Below are 20,086 nucleotides of genomic sequence, written 5' to 3' on the forward strand. Positions count from 1 at the left end.
TCTGAACGTTCGTGCCTACCTCTGATCGACGGATGGACACGCCCTGGTACGAGGCCGATATTTCTTGGCACATCTCACGTTCCCTCGAGCCGCTCACGAGAGGCGAAACATGATCCGGAAGAAGCTGACCCTCCTTGTCGCCGCCGCACTCGCACTCGGTGGCGTGGTCGCCACCACGCCACCGGCCAGTGCCGCCACCAACCAGTTCCGCGGGATGAACTGGGCCGTCCTGGGTGACAACTTCACCAAGGGACCGATCGTCATCTCGGGCCTGAGCCAGACCGACAGCAACGCGACCGTGCGGGCCAAGGCCAACGCCCTCTACGACGACATGGCAGCGATCGGGGTCAACACCGTCCGGCTGCCGATCAACACCCACACCGTCGGCACCACCTGGTGGAACAACTACCGGGGCGCGATCGACGCCGCGACCGCGCGCGGCTTCAAGGTGATCCTCGCCTACTGGGAGGACGGCGCCGCCTCAGGCGGCAAGGTCACCAACTACGCCGCCTGGAACACGATGTGGTCGCGAGTGACCAGCCTCTACGGCTCCAACACCAACGTGTACTTCGAACCGATGAACGAGCCCCACGGGTACAGCTCGACCGAGTGGCGCAACGTCGCGGCCGAGTGGCTCAGGTACCACTACTCGGCGGTGCCCAGCCGGACGCTCATCGGCGGTACCGGGTTCAGCCAGGACCTGCGGGACATCTGCAACGACAGCCGCTTCAACGGGACGCTGATGTCTTTCCACACTTACACCTTCTTCACCGGCCCGATGACGTACGACGGTTGGCGCAGCCACATGCAGACGCGACTGGGCAACTGCGCCTCGCGCGCGGTGATGACCGAATACGGATCGCCGATGTCCACCGGCCTCAACTACGCCAACGCGTCCAGCACCGACAATTTCGTGCGCTACCTGCGCGCCGCCACCCAGGTCATGCGGGACAACCAGATGGGCGGCACCTACTGGCCCGCCCTCGGCGGCAAGCGCACCAACGGAGGCGGCTTCGACTGGTACTCGATGTTCGCCCTCAGCGGCAGCGGCACCGACCTCAACCTGACCGTCCGCAACGCATCCGGCCGCGACCGGATCAGGTACGGCTGGGGACTCTGAGGTAATGGTCGTGATCCCCAGCCCAGGTAGGGCTGGGGATCACGTGGTCAGGAGAGGGCCCACTGCTGGTTGCCGCCACCGTGGCAGGTCCACAGATGGACCTTCGCTCCGCTGGTGGTGGCGGCACCGCTGACGTCCAGGCAGAGCCTTGACTGCACGCCGGTGATGGTGCCGTTGGCGTTGAACTGCCACTGCTGGTTTGCGCCGCCGGTGCACTGCGAGATCACGACCTGGGTGCCGTTGGTGGTCTGGCCGTTCAGGGCGGTCGCGCACCGGGTGTTGCCACCGCTGTAGACGGCGAGCTGGCCCGCCGCAGTACGGGTCCAGGTCTTGTTAGCCGCGGCGGAGCATCCCCAGATCTGCAGCTGTGTCCCCGGGGTGGTGCTGTTGTTCGGAACGTCCAGGCACTTGCCGGAGGCCAGCGCGAAGAGCTCACCGGTACTGGGACGCAGGGCTGACTCGATGCCTGCCGCGGCCATCACCTGCTGCGCCGCAACGGGCCAGGAACCGCTCACCTGGACGTTGCCTCTGACAATGTTGTTGTGCGGCGGCCCGGTGGCCACGTTGGTCACGCCGGTGTTGTACCAGTTGTCGGCGAACACGTTGTCGTTGGTGTTGTTGGTGGAACTGGCGTTGGTGAAGGCGAAGACGCCACTGTCGATGATCACGTTGTTCGCCACCGAGACATACCGCGAGCCTTCGTCCAGGTACAGGCCGACGGTACTCCGGTTGTCGTAGACGAGGTTGTGGTCGATGGAGCCACCAGGGTTGGCGGACAGGTTGTAGAGACTTCCGCCGTCGTGCAGTGACTTCTTGGTGCCGTGGACGACGTTGTACCTGACGATCGTCTCGCGCAACGTCGTCGGGGTCGTGTAGACCGGCTGGTAGTTGTAGAGGCCGCGGTTGCGGTAGTCCTGGCTACCACCGGGGTCGTTGGCGCCCCACCCCCAGCCCACGTCGATCCCGTCGTACGCGAGGTTGGACACCTCGTTGTGCTCGATGACGGCGCGGGTGGCGTAGGTGGACAGGATGCCGGCCATGTCCTTGTAGTCCTTGGCGACATCGGTGACCAGGTTGTTCTTGATCAGGATGTCCCGGTTGACCATCGCGGGATTGCTCGGGTGGTGCGAGTCCGGCCGGACTCCGCCGATCAGGATTCCGCCGCCGGACAGGTTCGTGAACGTGTTCTGCGAGACGGTGATGTTGGCAGCGCCCAGGCCGACGCCCGACTGGTGCGCGTTGGCGTCATTGCCGATCCCGAGTCCCACTTGGCCGAGGTGGCGGAAGGTGTTGTTGGTGATGGTGATGCCCGTGGCCGCCGAGACCTGTACTGCGGCGGGCACCTGCCCCCAGCCGTTGCGGGTGGCCTCGAACTGCTGGCAGCCCGACTGGCAGGAGGTCAGGAAGTCGCCGGGCATCTGGTAGGCGGCCGGGATGAAGGCGCCGCTCTGCTGGTTCGCGTACCCGATCGAGGTGCCGGGCTGGAGCCACGTGGTGTGCTCGAAGACCATGTCCCGCAGGGTGATGTCGCGGACCGGGTTCGCGTGGGTGCCGCTCACCTGGACCAGCGAGGTCAAGCGGGGCAGCACGATGTCGCGTCCGACGGGCGACTGGCCGGCTGCCGCCTTGTAGTAGAGCCGTCCGGCCTGCGGGTCCAGGAACCACTGCCCCGCGGTACGGAGGAACGAATAGGAGTTGTGCAGTGTCAGGCCACCGCCGGCGAAGGGCCGAGCCAGGGTGTCGTAGCCCCAGTTGTTGTTGTTCCATGCGGGTTGCTGCATGGTGATGGTCGTTCCGCTGATGCTCTGCACGGGTGAGTACCGGTCGGTGAACGAGTTGAGACTCTCCAGCTCGATCCGGTTCTGCTGCGGCAGCGTGGCGAGGTAGTTGAGCGCTGGGTTCGTGATGGTCAGGCCGGTGGCGGTGATCCGCACGTCGTTGCGGGAGATGGCGATCGATGCGCGTGGCGCCAGCGTTCCGTCCACGTAGAGCTGCCGCGCGTCGACGCCCTGCGGGACCGACGCGACCCAAACGTTCGCGCTCGCGTCGTACTGCGTCCAGCCGGTCACGGGCTGGCCGCCGGACACCCTTGGTGTGGCGCCGGGGCTGGCCTGCCAGGTGACCGTGTGGCCGTTGCGTCCTGAGTCGGCGCTGGTGAGCCTCAGTGGTTCGGTCAGCCGGTGGACACCGCCGGCGAGCTCCACGACCACGTCGGCGTCAGCCGACCGTGCGCGGGCCAACTCCTGGGCCTTGGCGAGGCTGGCGACTGGATTGTCGATGGAACCCGCGTTGCGGTCGTTGCCGTTCGGGGCGACGACGATCCGTACGATCGCGGTGTCCGCGGCCTGGGCGAGAGGGACGGCGAGTATCGAGCCGGTGAGGGCGGTGGTCGCCGCGATGGTTGCGGCGATCAACGAGCGGGGGCGTGGGCGCATGGGGGCGGTTCACCTTTCCGGAGGGGCGGAGTCGGTCGGGTGCGACGAGGAGCTGGCAGGGCACTCCTGAATGTGTCTTACTTATATGAGCCTGTTCGGTCACACTGCGTCAAGAGATGAGACCGACTGATCCTTCGCGGCACAGCCGCCGTTGGCAGGTATCCTCGGGATGGCTCTACCCAAGGGAGGCAGGCAGGTGGACAGCGCGTCCCTTCCCACCGGCGCAGTACCGCGGCAGCGGGAGGCCGGCCCGTACCGGCCCGGCTACGAACTGGTGGCCGAGCAGATCCTGCAGCTCATCGCGGAGCTGGACCTGCGGCCCGGCGACCGGATGCCGACCGAGAACGAACTGGCCGAACGGCTGGGCTCCAGCAGGACCGTCGTGCGGGAAGCAGTCAAGATCCTCTCCGCGATCGGCCGGATCCGGGCTCAGAAGGGCCGTGGGCTCTACGTCTCGGACGACGACGGCATGCTGAGCGCGTCCCGGTTGGGAGGGTTCTTCCATCCCACTGACCTCGATCACGTCTATATGCTCTTCGAGTTCCGCCGGGTCCAGGAGACCGCCGCCAGCCGGTTGGCAGCGATCCGCGCGACCCCGGCCGAACTGCGAGCCATCGAAGCCGCCGCCGAAACCTGCCGGCAAGGTCACCTGACCGGCCAGGCCGCGCTGTTCGATCGTGGCGACGACGACTTCCACCTCGGAATCGCCACCGCGTCCCACAACAGCTTCCTGGTCTCCTCGGTCCGCGAGGCCCGTCGCCTTCAGCAGCAGTCCAAAGCCATCGGCCTGCTCGGGACGGTCGGCGGTCACGCCCAAGAGGCCACCGAGGAACACGCCGCCATCTACCAGGCCATCCGCGACGGCGACCCGGACGCGGCAGCCCACGCCACCGCCGTCCACCTGGACAACACCCTCGAAGACTACCGCCGAGAAATCCAGCGCCGAGTCTTCGGCTGACCTGCCCAATCGCCTTAGCCGGCGTGCATCTGGGACCTCAGGACGTCGAACTCGCCGCCTGGGGTGTTCGGGTCGAAGCCGTGGTCGATCAGCCAGCGGGAAGCCCGGAGGCTGCGGAGCGACCACCAGGCGCGGATGACGTCGAGGTCGACGTCGGTGCCGTAGCCGGCGAGGAGGTCGGGGAGGCGTTCCTCGTGGCCGAGGGTCAGGCTGGCGAGGTCGTACATCGCGTCGCCCTGGCTTGCTTCCGACCAGTCGATGATGCCGGTGACCTTGTCGCCGTCGACGAAGACGTGGGTGATCTGCAGGTCCCCGTGGATGAACACCGGCGTCCACGGCCGGAGCGCGGCCTCGGCGATCTCGCGGTTGCGCTTGACGAGGTCGGCGGGGAGAGCGCCACTCGTGATGAGCCATTCACACTCGCCGTCGAGGTGCGCCGCAACCTCGTCGCGGCTCCTACGACCGGGCCACGGCGGCAACGGTGCCTCGTGCAACGACCGTACTGCGGCGCCCGCCGCGGCCCAGGCCGCCGGCGACGCGGCCGACGGCTCCCCCAGACGACCGAGCGCCTTGCCAGGAAGTGCGGCGATCGCCAGCACGGACCGCTGCCGCCACAAAATCTCCGGAGTCGGAACCGGCGCCAGCGCCATCGCCTCGACCTCGACGTCGAGGTTCTCCTGCTCACCGTCGATCTTCAGGAACACCTCACCGACGCGCAGCGTCACCCGCTCGCTATGAGCAACAACAACCTCGACCTCGTCCACAACGCCATTGTCCCGAGGCCCCTCCCCACCGTCACCGCATTTACCTCCCGAGGTTGATCGCACCTACCGCCTTGGGAGTTGTGGCGTCGACGATGAGGATGTTGTGTTCGGCGTTGTAGCCCACGGCGTAGATGCGCTGGTTGTCGTGGCTCACCTCGACCCGGACGGACAGCCCGCCCTCGCTCTCGGCCGTGCCGATCACGTCGCGTCCCTTGGTGTCGATGACGGTGATCAGGTCCTTGAGCGGCTGCCCCTCCGGCGGCGTACCCAGTACGACGTACCGGCTGTCGTCGTCGCTCAGTACTGCGTCCCTCGATCGTCCCGGCAGCGGCACCGGCGCCGGCCGGGGACTCTCGACGTTCGTGTTGACCACGGAGTACGAGTCTTTCGACAGCACGTAGAGGTAGTCGTCCCGGGTGATGCTCAGGTCAATCGGCTGACCAGCGACCTTGTACGGCGATCGCGCCGGCCGCATCGTCACCGCATCGAGCACGGTGACGGTCGACGAGTCGTGACTCGCCACATAGAGCCGCTTGCCGTCCTGTCCCACCGCCAGCGCGGACGGGGTGTCACCGCCGCTGACGGGTCCGCCCACGGTCGTCAGCTTCTCCGTGTCGACGACCGTGATCGTGGCCGCCTTGGAGCTGAGCACGAACAGTCGCTTCGTCTCCGGACTCAGCGCCAACTCGATCGGTTCGGGGCCGACCGGTATCGGTTGGCCGACAACCTTCCAGGCGCCGACATCGATCACCGACACCGAGTCGGCCTGGGTGTTGGCGACGTACAACCGATCTCCGCCGGGAGCGAGCACCATCGCGTACGGTCCCGCACCGACCTTGAGCGGCTCCCCCTCCTGCTGCCTGGAGTGGGTGTTGATCTTCACCGCCGTGCCGTTGGCGGAGTCGATCCCGTAGAGCACGTCGTTGTTCGGTCCGACAGCGAGCGACACCACGATCGGCGTCGTCGGCCCACGCGGATCGGCAATCACCACTGCCCCGCCCAGTACTACGGGAAGCACCGCCGTGAGCACCACGATCCACCGGCGAGACCGTCCGGTCGTAGGCCTGTCGGCGTCTGCGGCCCGTCGAGCCCCAATGATCGTCACGCCGGCCAGCAAGGACCAGACAGCCAGCAGAACGACGAGTGCGAGAGTCCGGTGATCGAACCTGCCGAGGCCGCCGTAGATCCCGATCAAGAGCGCGAAGCCGGCCAGCACCCAGCCACCGAGGAAGGTCAGCCCCCGTCGCATCATCATCGCGAGCAGTGGCCCGGCAACGGCCAGCTCCGCCGCTGCGATCTGGAGAACCGCGAACTCGTAGGGCAGGCCGGACCGAAATCTCAGCGTCGCGTTGTAGGTCAGGTAGAACTCGATCCCCAGCTGTACCGCCGCCGCCATCCCGCCGAGTCCCACTACCGTCCAGGCCAGCCGACCGCGCAGTCGTCGTCCGTCCAAGCTCAACTCGTTGCGGAGGCGCCACAACGCGATCGCGCCAGCGCCGATCCAGGCCGCATGCCCGGCGATGGCCAGCGCGGCCGCCGCGGGGTGCGACGACAGCACGCCTGCCCCGCCGACGAAGAGCTTGTTCGTCGACCACATGACCACCATGGCTGCGCCGAGTACTCCGAACGCTGTCGTTCCGGCCACGAGCACCAAGCCGTGGCGTCGCTGAAGAACAACCGAAAGACAGGCTGCCAGGGCGGCGACGACGAAGTACCACAGCGGCGCGGCGTCCAGGCGATAGATTTCGAAGCCAATGGCCGCTGACACCACCAAGGCGAGCGCGGCCAGCAGGCTGAGGGTGTAGATCGGCCAAGAGACAGACGCTGGGATCGCGCGACTGGCCCAGCGGCGCAACGATGAGCCGAGGAGCGCGCGATCGATGACGTTGCGGCGCGCCGCCGGCATCGGTCGGCGAGCTGGCCGAGCCGACTGAGTTGGCTGAGTTGACTGAGTTGGCCGCGTTGGCTGAGTTGGCCGCGTTGGCTGACTGGGCCGGGGGCTCACGGCTGCGGCTGGTACCGGTGGCGCGGGAGCGTCCAGGGCCGAGCGGGCTGCCGCCGAGACGGCCCGGCTGTCGTCATCGAGGAGTTCCTCGAGCCTGCGATGCGCAGTACGGCGGACCAGGTCGTTGCCGGACCATCGCAACTGTGCGAGTTGTTCCACCGCCGCTTCGCGTACTCCGGGCAGCGGGCTGACCAGCGACTCGGCCAGATGCCGCGGCAGACTCCAGTTGATGTTGGCCGCGATGATCGTCCGGCCCTCGACCTGATCCAGCTTCTTCGGCCGCTGGTTGGGCTGCTCGGCCGTGACCCGGTCGTAGACGAAGTTGTAGAGCTCGTCGACGGTGATGTCGCCGTCACCGTCCAGGTCCGCGGTGCCGTCGCGCAGCCCGTCGACCAGATGACGGGTGAAGACGGACCGCGCGGCCTCGCCATGGATCGTGCTGCCCTCGAACGCGTATTGCGTCGAGTCCGAGGCGGTCAGCACCGTTCGGCCCCGGCCGCCGAGCTTCTCGAACGTGTGGACGGCGGAGTCCGACTTGGCGAACTGCTGGGTCTCGTACGAGCCGCTGTAGCAACAGTCCAGGATGAGGATCTTCTGCCGGGACAGGCTGTCCGACATGGCTTCGTCGACCAGCTGCGCCGACAACGCGGTGAACCTCAGCCGATCCCGTTTCGTGTTGGCCATCGCCAGATGCAACCGGCCGTTGTCGTCCTTGAGCCCGTGACCGCTGAAGTAGAGCAAGGTGAGATCGTCGCGCCGGCTGTCAGCGTAGAACTCGGCGATCGCCTCGCCGACCTCGTGCGTCGGCGCGTTGACAAGAGTCCGTACGTCGAACCCCGCGATCTCGGGGTCGGCCAGCACGGCCGCCAGCGCTTCCGCATCGTGCGCCGGAGTGGTCAGCCGTCTGAGCCCGGTGTCCTCGTACTCGTACGTGGCGATCAGCAGCGCCAGCCGACGGCCCATCGACTACTGCTCCGCATGCTTGGCGAGGAACAGTTGCAGCAACTGCTCCCGTTCGCTGAAACTCGGCCGATCCAGCTCGATCGAGTCGTCGCCGACCTTGACGCTGATCCGCTCCGGCCCGGTCCGCCGGGCCAGCCAGTCCCGCAGTACCGCGATCAACGTCGGGATCATCCCGCCCGCTCCGAGCCCAGCCACAGCGACAGCGATCGCTCCGGCCACCGCGGCGTCACCCTTGCTGTTGCCGGGAGCATCGGCCGCTACGGGCCGGGTGTCGAACTCCCGCTCGGCAAACTCGCTCCGGAGCTGGCGCGCCAGCCGGTCCACGCGCTCCGCGTCGAACTCGTCATCGCCCAGCACAAAGATCTCGACCCACCGCACGTCGTCGCCCACGAACTTCCCCCACCTCATCAACCGCCGTCGCGTCCCGGCAACATGATCCTCGGCTCCCCGCCGACCCACAAGCACCAATCTGACAGCGGGTGACGGGGCAGCTACGGCTCATCACGCTTCAGGCAACGGCTCTGAGTACTGCCGTTACCGCGAGGGCGATCGCGACGCTGACCAGTACGGGAGCGCGGCAGAGGTAGGCGACTGTGGCGGCGGCCAGGCCCGCTGCGAGAGTCCAGTCGGCTTCGCTCCAGCCAGGGCCCGCGAAGTCGGTCACGATCAAACCGGCTAGGAGAGCGGGTGCGAACAACGCGATGACGGCGGCCGCTCGCACCGGGAGCGGCCGGTTGCCGAGCAGCGCTGGGCCTGCTGCCTTGAGCACGAAGCTGACCAGTGCCACGAGCAAGATGGCCGTCCACAGTGAACTCATGAGGCGGTCGCCGCCGAGTTCGTTCGCAGCCCGATCAGTACCGCCACGCCGGATCCGACGATGGCGAGGCCGACCGGGACGACCAGCGTGAGGCCGGCCGCCACGACGGCGGCGATCGCCGCGACCCAGCGAGCCTGCACGGACTCGCGAAGCTCATCGATGAGCAGCAGCAGGAAAAACGCCGGGAACACTACGTCGAGTCCGAACTGGTGGATGATCTCGGCGGACGGTGCGGTGAGCGCACCCAGGAGCGTCCCGAGCACCCACGCGGGCAGCTGGACGAGGGTCGCTCCGATCATCTTCTCGCGGTCGTACTTGCCGTTGCCCTGATGCGCCGAGGCCCAGGAAGCGTCCACGATCGCCTGGCCCTCCAACGCGCGGCGTACCCGGCCGCCTTTCAGGTCGGAAGCGACCGCGACTCCCATCGGCAGGAAGCGAGCATTGATCATCGCCGCCGCACCGACGGCCAGCGCGATGCCGCCGCCACCGGCCAGGGCGGTCGCGAGCGCGAACTGCGCGGAGCCGGAGAACACCACCAACGAAGCGACGACCGGTGCCACGGTTCCCCAGCCCAGCGAGTGAGCCAGGGCGCCGAACGTGACCCCCATGACGAACGTCGGCACGCCGATCGCCAGACCGACGCGTACGCCGGCCGCGTAGCTGTCTCCGATCACTGCCATGCTCGCCACTCTAACACTCTATCGAGTCTTAGCCTGTTAGGATGAAACTTGTGACGGACAGTTGGCGGGGATACGACCTGCTCGGCGGCCATCTGGCCCTCGACTTCGTCAACACGGTCTCGTGGCGCCTCGACCCGGCCAGGACCTTCGACCGGCTCGACGCCCCGGACTTCCTGACGCTGTGGCTCGCCCGCACCGACCTGGTCCCGGGCGATCCACCCAGCGGCGCCGCCGAAGTCATCGATCCGTTGAAGCAACTGCGGGAAACTGTGTACCGGCTGCTCGTCGCGACCGACCCCGCCGACGTCACGTCCTTCCGCGAGCGGCTCGCAGCGGCACGCGGCTTGGCCGTCGCCGAGGCGACACTGCCGTTGCAATGGACCGTCCCCATCAAGCGGATGGGGGACGTGATCCCTGCCCTCACACTCGCCGCGGACAATCTGCTCCGCTCCCCCGATGCCGCCTTGGTACGGCAATGCTCGGGCCCCGGCTGCGGCTGGCTCTTCCTCGACCGCACCCGGAACCACTCCCGGCAATGGTGCAGCTCGCAGGACTGCGGCAACCGCGAACGCGCCCGGAGGCACTACCGCCGCACGCGCGAACAGCACTGAGCTGTAGAGGCCAGCTCGAAAACAGCTCGGCAGTTGGGGTAGCGGGTTGCTAGGGTCGCCGGCGTGTATCGCATCATCACTCCGCCGGCCGCCGCTTAGCGGACGGCCGGTCTCAGCGCGCCCAGGTTTCTGACCTGGGCTTCTTTGGGCTGTTCGCAGACGCCCCGATCCTTTCGTGCGAACACCCTGGAGTGTCTGATGCACCACCGTCTCGCGCCGTCGTCGGCGCGTGGTCTCCTGTACGTCGCCCTGGCCGGAATCGCGTGGGGCACCGGTGGCCCCACCGGCGCCTTGCTCTTCCAGCACAGTGGCCTGAACTCGACGGCGATCTCCTTCTGGCGCCTGCTCGGCGGTGCGGTCTGGTTGGCCGCGGCCTGCCGTCTGCTCGGAAGAGGGCCGATCATCCAGCAATTCGCCGCTGCCCCGATGCGCTACGTCCTGAGCGGTCTCGGCCTGGCTGTCTGCCAGCTCGGGTATTTCGCCGCCATCCCCCGCATCGGCGTCGCCGTCTCGACCGTCATCGCCCTCGGTGCCGGCCCACTCTTCATCGCGCTGGGCGCTCGCGAGCGCATCACGAGCACGTTGCTGCTCGCAGTACTGGGGCTTGCTCTTCTCGTGTCGGGCAGTGACGGGAGTGGTAGCGCACCGGTCGCGGGCGTCGTCTTGTCACTTCTCTCGGCGGCCGGCTACGCACTCACCACGCTGCTCAACCGCGACCAGCAAGACCCCATCACCAGCGCGCTCCTCGGCTTCATCACCGGTGCACTCATCCTGTTGCCGTTGGCAATCACCGGAGGAATCACTCCCGCGATCGGGAGTTGGCCGCTGCTTGCGTACTTCGGTCTCGTACCGACCGCGCTTGCCTACGCGTTGTTCTACACCGGACTCAGAGCAGTCCGCGCATCGGCCGCCGCCGTCATCGCCCTGCTCGAACCGCTCCTGGCCGCGCTGATCGGCATGCTCGCGTTCCACGAGCACCTGACCGCTCTCAGCCTTGTCGGCGCTGCCGTACTCCTCGCCGCGGTCCTCCTGCAGGCCCGCCGCGAATAACCCGGCGGCGAAACAGTAGGCCCAGCAGCACGATCGCCCCGGCTGCGGCGGCAAAACCGGCCGTGCGCACGGACGAGCCTCCGGATGGCAAAGTAGTTGCCTGGGGCACGTTTTCTGCCGCCGGAGGCTTCGGCGCTACGGCAACGGCGTTCACCCTGACCGCTTTCAGGGTGACGTCGTTGCCGTCGCCGCCGCGGTACGTGATCGCGTACTTCGAACCGCCGACCGTCACCGCGGCGCCTTCGGTGAGACCCGTGAAAGTACCCACGACCTGGTCCGAGCCCGCATTGGCGATGAGAATGAGCTCCTTGGCAGACTTGGCCTCCGACTCTACGGCGAGCGCACCTGCGAGTGACACCGTGCCGGTGACGTTCAGCGGCTTGCCGTCCGCACGGGTCGTCAACCGACCGGTCCCGGTTTGCGCGAAGTCCCCGTCCACCGAGGGCGCCCCACGGAGTACGCCGGTGTTGAGAAGCTTGCCGCCCTTGAAGCTGCCGGCGAGGGTGGACGTCTGTGTCAGCGTGACGGTCGAGTCACTGCCGGCCGAGACCGTCGTACCGGCGATCGTCGTCAGGTTGCGCAGCATCTGGTTTCCCGCGCTGGTCAGGTCGAGCGTGGCGCCCGCCTTCGTGAGCGCCACGGCGCGGCTGGACTTCAGACTGCCTCCCGTGAGGACGAGGACTCCCTGCGAGATCGTCGTTTTCCCTGTGTAGGTGAGCGATCCGGTCAGACGGGTGGTGGCTGCGCCCGCTTGAGTGAAGGATCCGCTTCCGCTGATCTTGGAGAGCGAGATCGTCTTGCCGGTGTTCTGCACGACCAGCGAACCGTTGTTGACCACCTTGAACAGCGCGGCCTTCGTCAGCAGGCTGCCGTCGCCACCCGGTCGCCCGCTGCCGAGCCGGAGGATCGCGCCGTTCTCGATGGTGGTGGAGCCGTCGTAGTACTGGTCGGCCGCGAACGTCACGTCGTTGCCCCGCACCGACTTGATGACGATGTCGCCGGCACCCGGCGACTTGAGCGTGTCGTGGAAGACGCCGCCGCCGATCGGGGCGCCCAGCGTCACCGGGCCGTTGTAGGCGAAGGTGAGCTTGGACCGCGACCGCGCCGCCAGCAGGTTGATGTAGACGGTGTCCGCGGTGCCCGGCATGAAGATCTTGTTCGTGGTGCCGTCCCCCCACTGCACGTTGGCGCCCTTGATGTTGGTGCCCCGCTTGTTGAGGTCGTGCTTGATCTTCCACCAGTTGATGGCCGGGTCGCTGAGCGACGGATCGGTGTCGCCGCCCCGATCGGAGTAGCTGTACTGGCCGGTGAGTACGACCTTGCTGCCCGGACGGGACTGGACGTTGATGTCGCTGCCGTACTCACGCTGGTAGAAGTTCTGCCGCAGGGTGACGGTCTGGTTCAGCGGGGTGTCGATCGTCCAGGTGCCCTGGTTGACGACGGCCCGCGCGTTCGGCAGCGCCACCGAGGACTCTGGCTTGCCGGCGGCCATCCCGGTCCCGTTGTCGATCACACCCGAGAACGGGTGGGTCCCCGCCAGGTCGAGCGTGCCCCACAGGAAGCGTGGCTGAGTGACCAGGCCGGAACCGCTGATCGTGCCGAGATTGAAGGTCCGCACGAGGGACAGCCGCAGCGTGCCGTTGACCTCGATGTTGTCCTGGTTGAGCTGGTAGCCCGGGGTGTTGTACGGAAACCTCCCGATCAGCCCGGTGCTCCCGCCCGTCCCGTACTGAAGCGTGGCGCCCCGGTCGACGATGACAGCCGGCGGATCGGGGTTCTTGACCACGACGTACGGATGGTTGCCGCCCTGGATGTCGACGGTCTGCCGCTGCTTGGCCTTCGGCAGGGTGAAGTCACTGTCCTTGCTGAGGATCAGGGTGCCGCGCCCACTGATCCGCAGAGTCCCCTCGCCGGTGATGGCTCCGCCGTACGTCGTAGTACCGGCAGGCACCCGTACGACGGCGTCGCCGGACAACGTGACGTCCCGGCCGGCGATGATCTCGGCCGTGATGTCGCCCGACCCCGCGGCCGCCGCCGCCCCGGGTTGCACCAGAGCGCCCAGCAGTCCGAGCGTCGCGAGCAGTACTGCGCGGCGTCTACCCACGATCCGGTGCCTCCTCGATCAGTTCCCTCACCCCGGACCTGGATCCCCCAGGCGCGAGCGGCGCCAACCCTACTGCCCCCTATCTCGGGGAATGAGGGATCATCCCTCACGCGCCGGGGGTGGGCCCGGCGCGAGAGTTGTCCTGTCGCCGCCGCAGGGGCGGACGAAAGGACAAGGGGGAATCAGTGATGATCAAGGGAACCATGGTCGCCGCGGTGGTGGCGGCGTTCGCACTCGCCGGAACGGGTACGGCGGCCGCCGACATCGGTACACCGGTGGTGAACGTGGACACGGCCAAGGTCGCGCAGAGCCTGGAGGCCGCGCTGGGTGGCGGGAACACCGTCGGCTACGCGTACGCCATCACCGAGAACGGCCAGCTGGCCAAGACCGGGGCGGCGGGCAAGGCGCGCCTGGACGAGAACATCGCCTTCACTCCGAACACCCGCATCGACATCATGAGCGCGACCAAGAACGTGGTCGCCGCGGCCCTGCTCAAGGCCACCGAGTCCGCCGGGCTCACGCCCGAGACCCCGATCTGGTCCTACCTGCCGCCGGACCTGCGCGCCGATGCCGCCCCGTCGTGGCAGCAGGTCAAGATCAAGCACATCCTCGGCCACACCTCCGGGCTCGGCCAGGTCGTGGACGACCCGGACAACGCCGCCGACGCGGCGAAGATGACCCCGCTCTACGCGGGCATCAAGTTCACGCTGACCAAGCCGGTCACGGCCGGGGCGTCCTACCGCTACGAGAACCTGAACTACTCGGTCGCGCGGATCGTGCTGCCCAGACTGTGGCGCCTGGCCGAGCCCAGCCGCGGTCTGCCGGACTGGATCGGCCCGAACTCCGCCCCGTACATGCTGTACTACGTCAACGAGAAGCTCTTCGCTCCGGCCGGCATCCCCTGGACCACCTGCCTGGCGTCGAACCCGGACACCGCCCCGCACGCCTACAGCCTGTCTGACCCCGGCGCCGGCGGATCGCTGTTCCAGCTGTCGGGGGCGAACTTCGAGTCCTGCCCGAGCTACCGCGGCCTGCACATGTCGGCGGTCGACATGGTCCGCTGGCAGGCGCACCTGCGGCACGGCACCGTCGTGTCGCCGACCGTTCGCCAGTGGATGGACTCGCAGGACCTGGGTTGGCGGCCCCACACGGTCTACACCTTCATGCCGGCAGGCGGAGAGGCCCACGGCGGCGGCTACACCGTGAACGGCCGCTCGATCAACACCTGCCACGGGAAGTTCCCCGGCAACGTCGAGGTGTCCGTGGTCGTCAACAGCCAGATCAAGAGCGGCACCCACCCGTGCTCCATCGTGGCCACCGCGGTGAAGAGCGGCAGCTGACCTGATCGACCGACCTGATCGCCAGAGCGCCTCACGCGGACACCCGCGTGAGGCGCTTCTGCAGGGGCCGAGCAGAGCAGCTGCCTTAGGTAGGTAGCTAGACTTCATAGTGGTTGTCAGTTAGCCTACCTAGCCATGAGTGTGAACCTCCGGCAGCAGTGGCTGCACGGCTTTCTGGATGTCTGCCTGCTGTGCCTGCTGGCCGAATCCCGCGACTACGGCCTCGGCCTGACCCAGCGGCTGGTCGCCGCGGGGTTCGACGAGATCCCGGGCGGCACGCTGTACCCGTCCCTGCTCCGGCTGGAGAAACAAGGTCTGGTCCAGACGGAGTGGGTCCCCTCCGCGACCGGACCACGGCGCAAGTACTACGACCTGACGGCAGCCGGCCACGATGCCGTCACCGACCGGATCGGGTCCTGGCACCAGTTCCGTGACGCAGTCGAATCCCTTGCGGAGCAGGCGCAACGCGCCCGGTCGGAGCGGCTCAAGTGACGCCCGCCGAGGAGTGGTCGCGACGGCTGGACCGCAGTCTGATCGAGCTCGGTGTAGAGCCGGCCGAGGCCCGCAGACTGACCGAGGACAGTCACGACGAAGCCCGGGGCGCCGGCGCCGACCCCAGCGAGCTGTACGGACCTGCCGCCGCCTACGCCGTCCGGCTAGCGCAGGCCGTCCGCACTCCCCAGCCACTCTTGTCGGCCAGGCCCGCAGGTGACGTCGTACTGCGATTGTCCCGGGTGTCCAAGCGCTACGGCCGGCAGACCGTTTTCAACGGCATCAGCCTGACCCTGCGAGCCGGCGAGGTGGCCGCCGTCGTCGGCGCCAACGGCTGCGGGAAGTCCACCCTGCTGAAGATCTGCTGCGGGATCACGGCACCGTCCAGTGGAGTGGTGGAACGCACCGAGCGGATCGGCTATGCCCCACAACAGGGCGGAGTCTCGGGATTCCTCACGCCGGCCGAGCACTTTCGGCTCTTCGGCGCAGTACACGGGATGGGGCGGCGCAAGGCTGTTGCTACTGGCAACCAGTTGTGCCGGCGACTCGGTTGGCGGCCGCGGTCCGGCCTGGCCGCGGCCCAGTTGTCCGGTGGAACCCAGCAGAAGCTGAACGTCGTCCTCAGCGAACTGAACAGCCCTGATCTGATCCTGCTCGACGAGCCGTACCAGGGCTTCGACCAGGACAGTTATCTGGACTTCTGGGACCAAGTACTCAAGTGGCGCGACGCAGGCGCCGGCGTACTGGTGGTGACTCATCTGCTGCAGGATCTGGAGCGGGTCGACCACCTGGTGGAACTGCACGGATCGGAGGACCGGTGATGGTGTCAGCAGTAGCCGCCGTGACGCTTCGTGAACTCGTCCGCCGACGCCGCGCCCTCGTACTGGTCATCGCACTGCCTTTGGCGTTCTACCTGGTCCGGCTGGACACCCCGGGACAGGCGATCCGGTTCCTTGCCCTCGGCATCGGATGGGCCGTCGCCACGCTGGCCCTGTTCACCCATGTCAGCTCGCGCGACCTGGACCAACGACTCGCAATCGTCGGCGCCTCACCGAGCGCACTCATCGCCGGCCGCCAACTGGCCTTGACGGTAACCGGTCTCGCGTTGGCCGGCGCGTACTTCGCCTTGGTCGCCCTCACCCAGGACGTCGCCCACCAGTGGACGATCGCACTGCTCCTCGGTACCAGTGTGCTGATCGCGGCTCCCCTCGGCGCCGCCGTCAGCCTGCTCGTCCCGCGGGAACTCGAGGGGGCACTGGTGTTGCTCTCGATCATGGCCCTGCAGATGCTCGCGGACCCCAACGGCACGGCCGCCAGACTCCTGCCACTGTGGTCAACCCGCGAGTTCACCACGTACGCCGTCGACCCTGCCGGTGGCGCTGACCTCTTCCAGGGCGTGCTGCATTTCATCGCAGCCGCGGCGATCGCCATCACCATCACGTGGACCGCCGGCGTACTCCGCCTCCGCCCCCGCCAGCTCCCGACCCCGTCCTCTACCGGCTCACTTCTTGGCTAGCTGGTCGCGTTGCCATTCGTAGACGGCGGGGAGCCAGTCTTTGCCGTAGGTGGCTGTTGGGCCGATGCGTGGGTCGTCGGGAGTGCGGCCGTCGCGTAAGGCGTGCACGTAGGCGCGATCCAGCTCGATCCGGGCCCGGACCTGATCAGCTCCACCGATAGACCCATGACCGGGGATGACGACCTCGACGTCGTCTGCCACGTCCTCGAGCAGCCGCAGCCCGGTGAGGTAGTCATCAAGCGGATCCGCCGCGCCCAGGTCGGGGAACGGCATCAGGATGTCGGAGAGCATGTCCCCGGCGATCAGCACCCCGCGCTCCTCGACCAGCAGCGCGGCGTGGCCTTGGGCATGCGCTGGATGCTCGATGATCCGAACCCTCGGGCCGTCCCAGGGAAGCTCCGTGGTTCCGGCCGGCAGACCGGTGATGAGGCCGAACAGCTCGAGCGGTACTTCCTCGGCGATCTCCGGTGGCAGTCCCTCGGCGACGCGCGCCTTCCAGTCCGCGTCTGCCAAGACCTCCTGCATGAAGGCCGCGCAACGAGCCGTGCCGTACCGGGGCGCATCGCCGAGTTCGGCGTACCAGAGCACGTGGTCCCAGTCCGGATGCGTCGCGAAGCCGGCCACGACGGGCTGACCCAACTCGCGAAGATCGCTTGCCAGACAGGCCATCTCATCGCCTTGAATTCCCGGATCGACCAGCAGCACACCATCCCGGCCTTGCACAGCCACGGCATTGTTCTGGAGCAACTCGCTCTGATGAACCAGCACACCCTCAGCAACTTGAGTCAGCACAGGCGTCTCCCTTCCACGCCACCGCACCCTACGGCAGCCCTCCGACATTCCGAAGGTTCCGATCAGCTGAGCCGGGCGACGCGGATCAGCAGGGCGGCCTGCACCCGGTTGGTGAGTCCGAGTTTGGCGAGCGCGGCTGACGTGCGCCTTGACGGTGGTCTCCCGCATGCCGAGTTCGCGGCCGATCTCGGCGTTCGACAGGCGCGGCCAACTGCTTTCAGAACCCGCAGTTCCCGGCCGGTCACCGCGGTCAGCCGGTGCCGGGCGTCCGCGGAGTCGTTCCGTTCGGCGAACTCGTCCAGCAGCCGCCGGGTCACCGCAGCGTCCGGGTTTGTGTCTGCCTGGAGCAACTACAAGCGACCCGGCGTCGACGGCTGGCTGACTGTCCCCGGCAACGTCGCCTTCCGGGGCAGCCGGCGCATCAGCCTGTCCGGCAACACGTTCCAACGGCTCGGCGGTCAGGCCCTGGAACTGTCCCAGGGCGTTCGCGAGGTGGTTGTCGAGAGCAACCGGTTCACCGATGTCTCGGACGGCGGGGTGATCCTCGGCGCGGTCCCGCCGGACCGCACCGGGATCAGCCGGTACCTGCGCGGCAAGCAGGGCGACGGGCCGCCGACGGAGCCGTGGTGCGCGGGAACGTGGTCACCGACGGAGCCGGAAAGTACTTCGTCCTCGGGATCTACACCGACGACACGATCGAGTACGTCACGATCGACCGCAACGTGGTGCACGGGTACCAGGGCTCGATCGGCTGCGCGAACGAGGACAACCGGGCTGCTGTCCCCAACCGACCCGGCCGCCGCGTGCGCAGCGATTCCTGCCTGCACCGGGATCACCAAGGCCGCAGGCCCCCGCTCTTGACAGGTGCCTGATGCAACCGTCCTCCGCCGTGGAGGGAGGTCGCATCCGGCTTGTGCACGCTCACAGATTGATGCCGCCCCACCTCTTGTGCTGCACCGGTCCGATGCTGTTCCATCTGTAGCACCCGCCCCCGGTCTCGCTTTCCGCGGACCACACCGCATTCCTGCCGGCTGCTTTGGGTAAGCCCTGGCGCACTGTCGAAGCGCTTCGACAGTGCGGGCCGACCGCCCCTACCCGTAGACGTTCCACAGGAGGACGTATGACCAGACGACTGAGTTTCGCAGCCGCGTTCGGGCTGCTGGCATCGCTACTCGTCATGCCGGCGCAGACCGCCGCGCCCGCCCAGGCCGCGGACACCAGCCAGGCGAGCAGCCAGGCCACCACCAGCGCGCAGGCGAGCGCCGCACAGGTCGTGGCCGACCTCGGCGCCGGCTGGAACCTCGGCAACTCGCTGGAGTCCAACGCCAACGGCTATCCCAGCGAGACGGCCTGGAACAACCCCACCGTGACGCAGGCGATGATCGACAAGGTGAAGGCGGCCGGCTTCAAGTCGATCCGGATCCCGGTCTCCTACCTGCGCCACATCGGGCCCGCGCCCGACTACGCGATCAACTCCGCCTGGCTGAACCGGATCCAGCAGGTCGTCAACTACGCCTACTACCGCGGCATGAACGTGATGATCAACATGCACGGCGACGGCTACAAGTCCATCCCGTACGCCTGGCTGATCTGCGACGCGTCCGACCAGTCGGCGATCAAGGCGAAGTACCAGAAGGTCTGGCAGCAGATCGGGTACCGGTTCCAGAACTACGACAACCGGCTGATCCTCGAGTCGATGAACGAGAACTTCGACGGGCAGTACGGCCGCCCCACCCAGCCGTGCTACTCGAACATCAACGCCTACAACCAGATCTTCGTCGACACCATCCGACGGACCGGCGGCTACAACAGCTCGCGCTACCTGCTCGTCCCCGGCTGGAACACCAACATCGACTACACCGCCGGCAACTACGGCTTCGTCGTACCGACCGACCAGTACCGGTCGCCGTCGATCCCCAGCGGCGAACAGCGGATCATGATCTCGGTGCACTACTACGCACCCTGGGACTTCGCCGGCGAAGAGAACGGCACCATCACCCAATGGGGGCGCGGGGCAACCAACCCGTCGCGGAAGTCGACCTGGGGTCAAGAGGACTACCTGACCGCGCAGCTCAAGCTGATGTACGACAAGTTCGTCGTCCGCGGTTATCCGGTGGTGGTCGGCGAGTACGGCTCGATCGACAAGACGTTCGCCGACTCGTCGAACAACCGGTACCGCGCCGACTTCGCCCGAGCCGTCGTGTCGACCTCCAAGCGCTACGGCGCCGCCACCTTCTACTGGGACAACGGCGTCAACGGCCAGTACGGCTTCGGCCTCTTCAACCGCAGCTCCACAGCCGTCACCCAGCAAGGCATCATCGACGCCATCCGAACCGGCCTGGCCAGCTAACCCCAAAGACCGCCCGGGGCCGGTCCGTCCCACCGACCCCGGGCACCTTCCCCGCGTGAGTAATCCCGTGCGGCCTCCGACGCCCGCTC

General features: G+C 67.5%; 19 protein-coding genes. 10 read left to right on the forward strand and 9 right to left on the reverse strand.

Annotation, left to right across the window (positions count from 1 at the left end; genetic code table 11):
- Window positions 1–109: 109 nt before the first annotated feature.
- Window positions 110–1,120 (forward strand): cellulase family glycosylhydrolase, encoded by a 1,011-nt coding sequence (locus tag AB0F51_RS24270; RefSeq protein WP_360283592.1) that lies wholly within the window; start codon window positions 110–112, stop codon window positions 1,118–1,120.
- Window positions 1,121–1,167: 47 nt separating this feature from the next.
- Here the strand turns inward: AB0F51_RS24270 and AB0F51_RS24275 are convergent, their stop codons facing one another.
- Complete coding sequence (locus AB0F51_RS24275) at window positions 1,168–3,555, reverse strand: ricin-type beta-trefoil lectin domain protein (RefSeq protein ID WP_360283594.1); 2,388 nt, start codon at window positions 3,553–3,555, stop codon at window positions 1,168–1,170.
- Between the two features lie 196 nt (window positions 3,556–3,751).
- Here AB0F51_RS24275 and AB0F51_RS24280 point away from each other — a divergent pair, with 196 nt between their 5' ends.
- Window positions 3,752–4,513, forward strand: a complete 762-nt coding sequence (locus AB0F51_RS24280; RefSeq protein ID WP_360283596.1) for a FadR/GntR family transcriptional regulator — start codon at window positions 3,752–3,754, stop codon at window positions 4,511–4,513.
- Window positions 4,514–4,527: 14 nt separating this feature from the next.
- Here AB0F51_RS24280 and AB0F51_RS24285 read toward each other — a convergent pair whose 3' ends face one another.
- From AB0F51_RS24285 to AB0F51_RS24305, 5 genes are all read right to left on the reverse strand, one after another.
- Window positions 4,528–5,277, reverse strand: a complete 750-nt coding sequence (locus AB0F51_RS24285) for an aminoglycoside phosphotransferase family protein (protein ID WP_360283598.1) — start codon at window positions 5,275–5,277, stop codon at window positions 4,528–4,530.
- A gap of 40 nt (window positions 5,278–5,317) precedes the next feature.
- The gene (locus tag AB0F51_RS24290) at window positions 5,318–8,245 is read right to left on the reverse strand and encodes a caspase family protein (RefSeq protein ID WP_360283600.1); all 2,928 of its coding nucleotides are present in this window, start codon (window positions 8,243–8,245) and stop codon (window positions 5,318–5,320) included.
- 3 nt (window positions 8,246–8,248) lie between these two features.
- The gene (locus AB0F51_RS24295) at window positions 8,249–8,635 is read right to left on the reverse strand and encodes a hypothetical protein (protein ID WP_360283602.1); all 387 of its coding nucleotides are present in this window, start codon (window positions 8,633–8,635) and stop codon (window positions 8,249–8,251) included.
- Between the two features lie 118 nt (window positions 8,636–8,753).
- On the reverse strand, window positions 8,754–9,062 hold the full coding sequence (locus tag AB0F51_RS24300) for an AzlD domain-containing protein (RefSeq protein ID WP_360283603.1): 309 nt from the start codon (window positions 9,060–9,062) through the stop codon (window positions 8,754–8,756).
- Window positions 9,059–9,742: an AzlC family ABC transporter permease gene (locus tag AB0F51_RS24305; protein ID WP_360283605.1), complete on the reverse strand. Its 684-nt coding sequence runs from the start codon at window positions 9,740–9,742 to the stop codon at window positions 9,059–9,061. The genes AB0F51_RS24300 and AB0F51_RS24305 overlap by 4 nt, the downstream gene beginning before the upstream one ends.
- Before the next feature lie 41 nt (window positions 9,743–9,783).
- On the opposite strand from AB0F51_RS24305, the gene AB0F51_RS24310 reads away from it, so the two are divergent.
- Together AB0F51_RS24310 and AB0F51_RS24315 are read left to right on the forward strand one after the other, a co-directional pair.
- On the forward strand, window positions 9,784–10,353 hold the full coding sequence (locus tag AB0F51_RS24310; RefSeq protein ID WP_360283607.1) for a CGNR zinc finger domain-containing protein: 570 nt from the start codon (window positions 9,784–9,786) through the stop codon (window positions 10,351–10,353).
- Between the two features lie 198 nt (window positions 10,354–10,551).
- Window positions 10,552–11,403 carry a DMT family transporter gene (locus AB0F51_RS24315; RefSeq protein ID WP_360283609.1) on the forward strand — a complete coding sequence of 284 codons (852 nt, stop codon included), beginning with the start codon at window positions 10,552–10,554 and terminating at the stop codon, window positions 11,401–11,403.
- Here the strand turns inward: AB0F51_RS24315 and AB0F51_RS24320 are convergent.
- Window positions 11,342–13,507: a hypothetical protein gene (locus AB0F51_RS24320; protein ID WP_360283611.1), complete on the reverse strand. Its 2,166-nt coding sequence runs from the start codon at window positions 13,505–13,507 to the stop codon at window positions 11,342–11,344. The genes AB0F51_RS24315 and AB0F51_RS24320 overlap by 62 nt on opposite strands.
- Window positions 13,508–13,695: 188 nt before the next feature.
- On the opposite strand from AB0F51_RS24320, the gene AB0F51_RS24325 reads away from it, so the two are divergent.
- The 4 genes from AB0F51_RS24325 to AB0F51_RS24340 all read left to right on the forward strand — a co-directional run bounded on the left by AB0F51_RS24325 (window position 13,696) and on the right by AB0F51_RS24340 (window position 16,855).
- Window positions 13,696–14,847, forward strand: coding sequence for a serine hydrolase domain-containing protein (locus tag AB0F51_RS24325; protein ID WP_360283613.1), 1,152 nt, complete (start codon window positions 13,696–13,698; stop codon window positions 14,845–14,847).
- A gap of 135 nt (window positions 14,848–14,982) precedes the next feature.
- Entirely contained in the window at window positions 14,983–15,339 is a 357-nt protein-coding gene (locus AB0F51_RS24330; protein WP_360283615.1) for a PadR family transcriptional regulator, read from the forward strand.
- Window positions 15,336–16,160: an ATP-binding cassette domain-containing protein gene (locus tag AB0F51_RS24335; RefSeq protein WP_360283617.1), complete on the forward strand. Its 825-nt coding sequence runs from the start codon at window positions 15,336–15,338 to the stop codon at window positions 16,158–16,160. The genes AB0F51_RS24330 and AB0F51_RS24335 overlap by 4 nt, the downstream gene beginning before the upstream one ends.
- A complete protein-coding gene (locus AB0F51_RS24340; RefSeq protein ID WP_360283619.1) occupies window positions 16,160–16,855 on the forward strand; it encodes a hypothetical protein in 696 nt (231 codons plus the stop codon). Before AB0F51_RS24335 ends, AB0F51_RS24340 begins: the two co-directional genes overlap by 1 nt.
- On the opposite strand, the gene AB0F51_RS24345 is transcribed toward AB0F51_RS24340, so the two are convergent.
- Both AB0F51_RS24345 and AB0F51_RS24350 read right to left on the reverse strand, forming a co-directional pair.
- Window positions 16,841–17,647: an MBL fold metallo-hydrolase gene (locus AB0F51_RS24345; protein WP_360283621.1), complete on the reverse strand. Its 807-nt coding sequence runs from the start codon at window positions 17,645–17,647 to the stop codon at window positions 16,841–16,843. The two genes, AB0F51_RS24340 and AB0F51_RS24345, sit on opposite strands and share 15 nt — an antisense overlap.
- Before the next feature lie 62 nt (window positions 17,648–17,709).
- Window positions 17,710–17,964 carry a hypothetical protein gene (locus tag AB0F51_RS24350; protein WP_360283623.1) on the reverse strand — a complete coding sequence of 85 codons (255 nt, stop codon included), beginning with the start codon at window positions 17,962–17,964 and terminating at the stop codon, window positions 17,710–17,712.
- A gap of 309 nt (window positions 17,965–18,273) precedes the next feature.
- Here AB0F51_RS24350 and AB0F51_RS24355 point away from each other — a divergent pair, with 309 nt between their 5' ends.
- Together AB0F51_RS24355 and AB0F51_RS24360 are read left to right on the forward strand one after the other, a co-directional pair.
- Window positions 18,274–18,519: a hypothetical protein gene (locus AB0F51_RS24355; protein ID WP_360283625.1), complete on the forward strand. Its 246-nt coding sequence runs from the start codon at window positions 18,274–18,276 to the stop codon at window positions 18,517–18,519.
- 248 nt (window positions 18,520–18,767) lie between these two features.
- Window positions 18,768–19,997: a glycoside hydrolase family 5 protein gene (locus tag AB0F51_RS24360; RefSeq protein ID WP_360283627.1), complete on the forward strand. Its 1,230-nt coding sequence runs from the start codon at window positions 18,768–18,770 to the stop codon at window positions 19,995–19,997.
- The last annotated feature ends 89 nt before the right edge of the window (window positions 19,998–20,086 follow it).

Origin of the sequence: Kribbella sp. NPDC023855, assembly GCF_040639475.1 — a bacterium.
Classification (GTDB): domain Bacteria; phylum Actinomycetota; class Actinomycetes; order Propionibacteriales; family Kribbellaceae; genus Kribbella.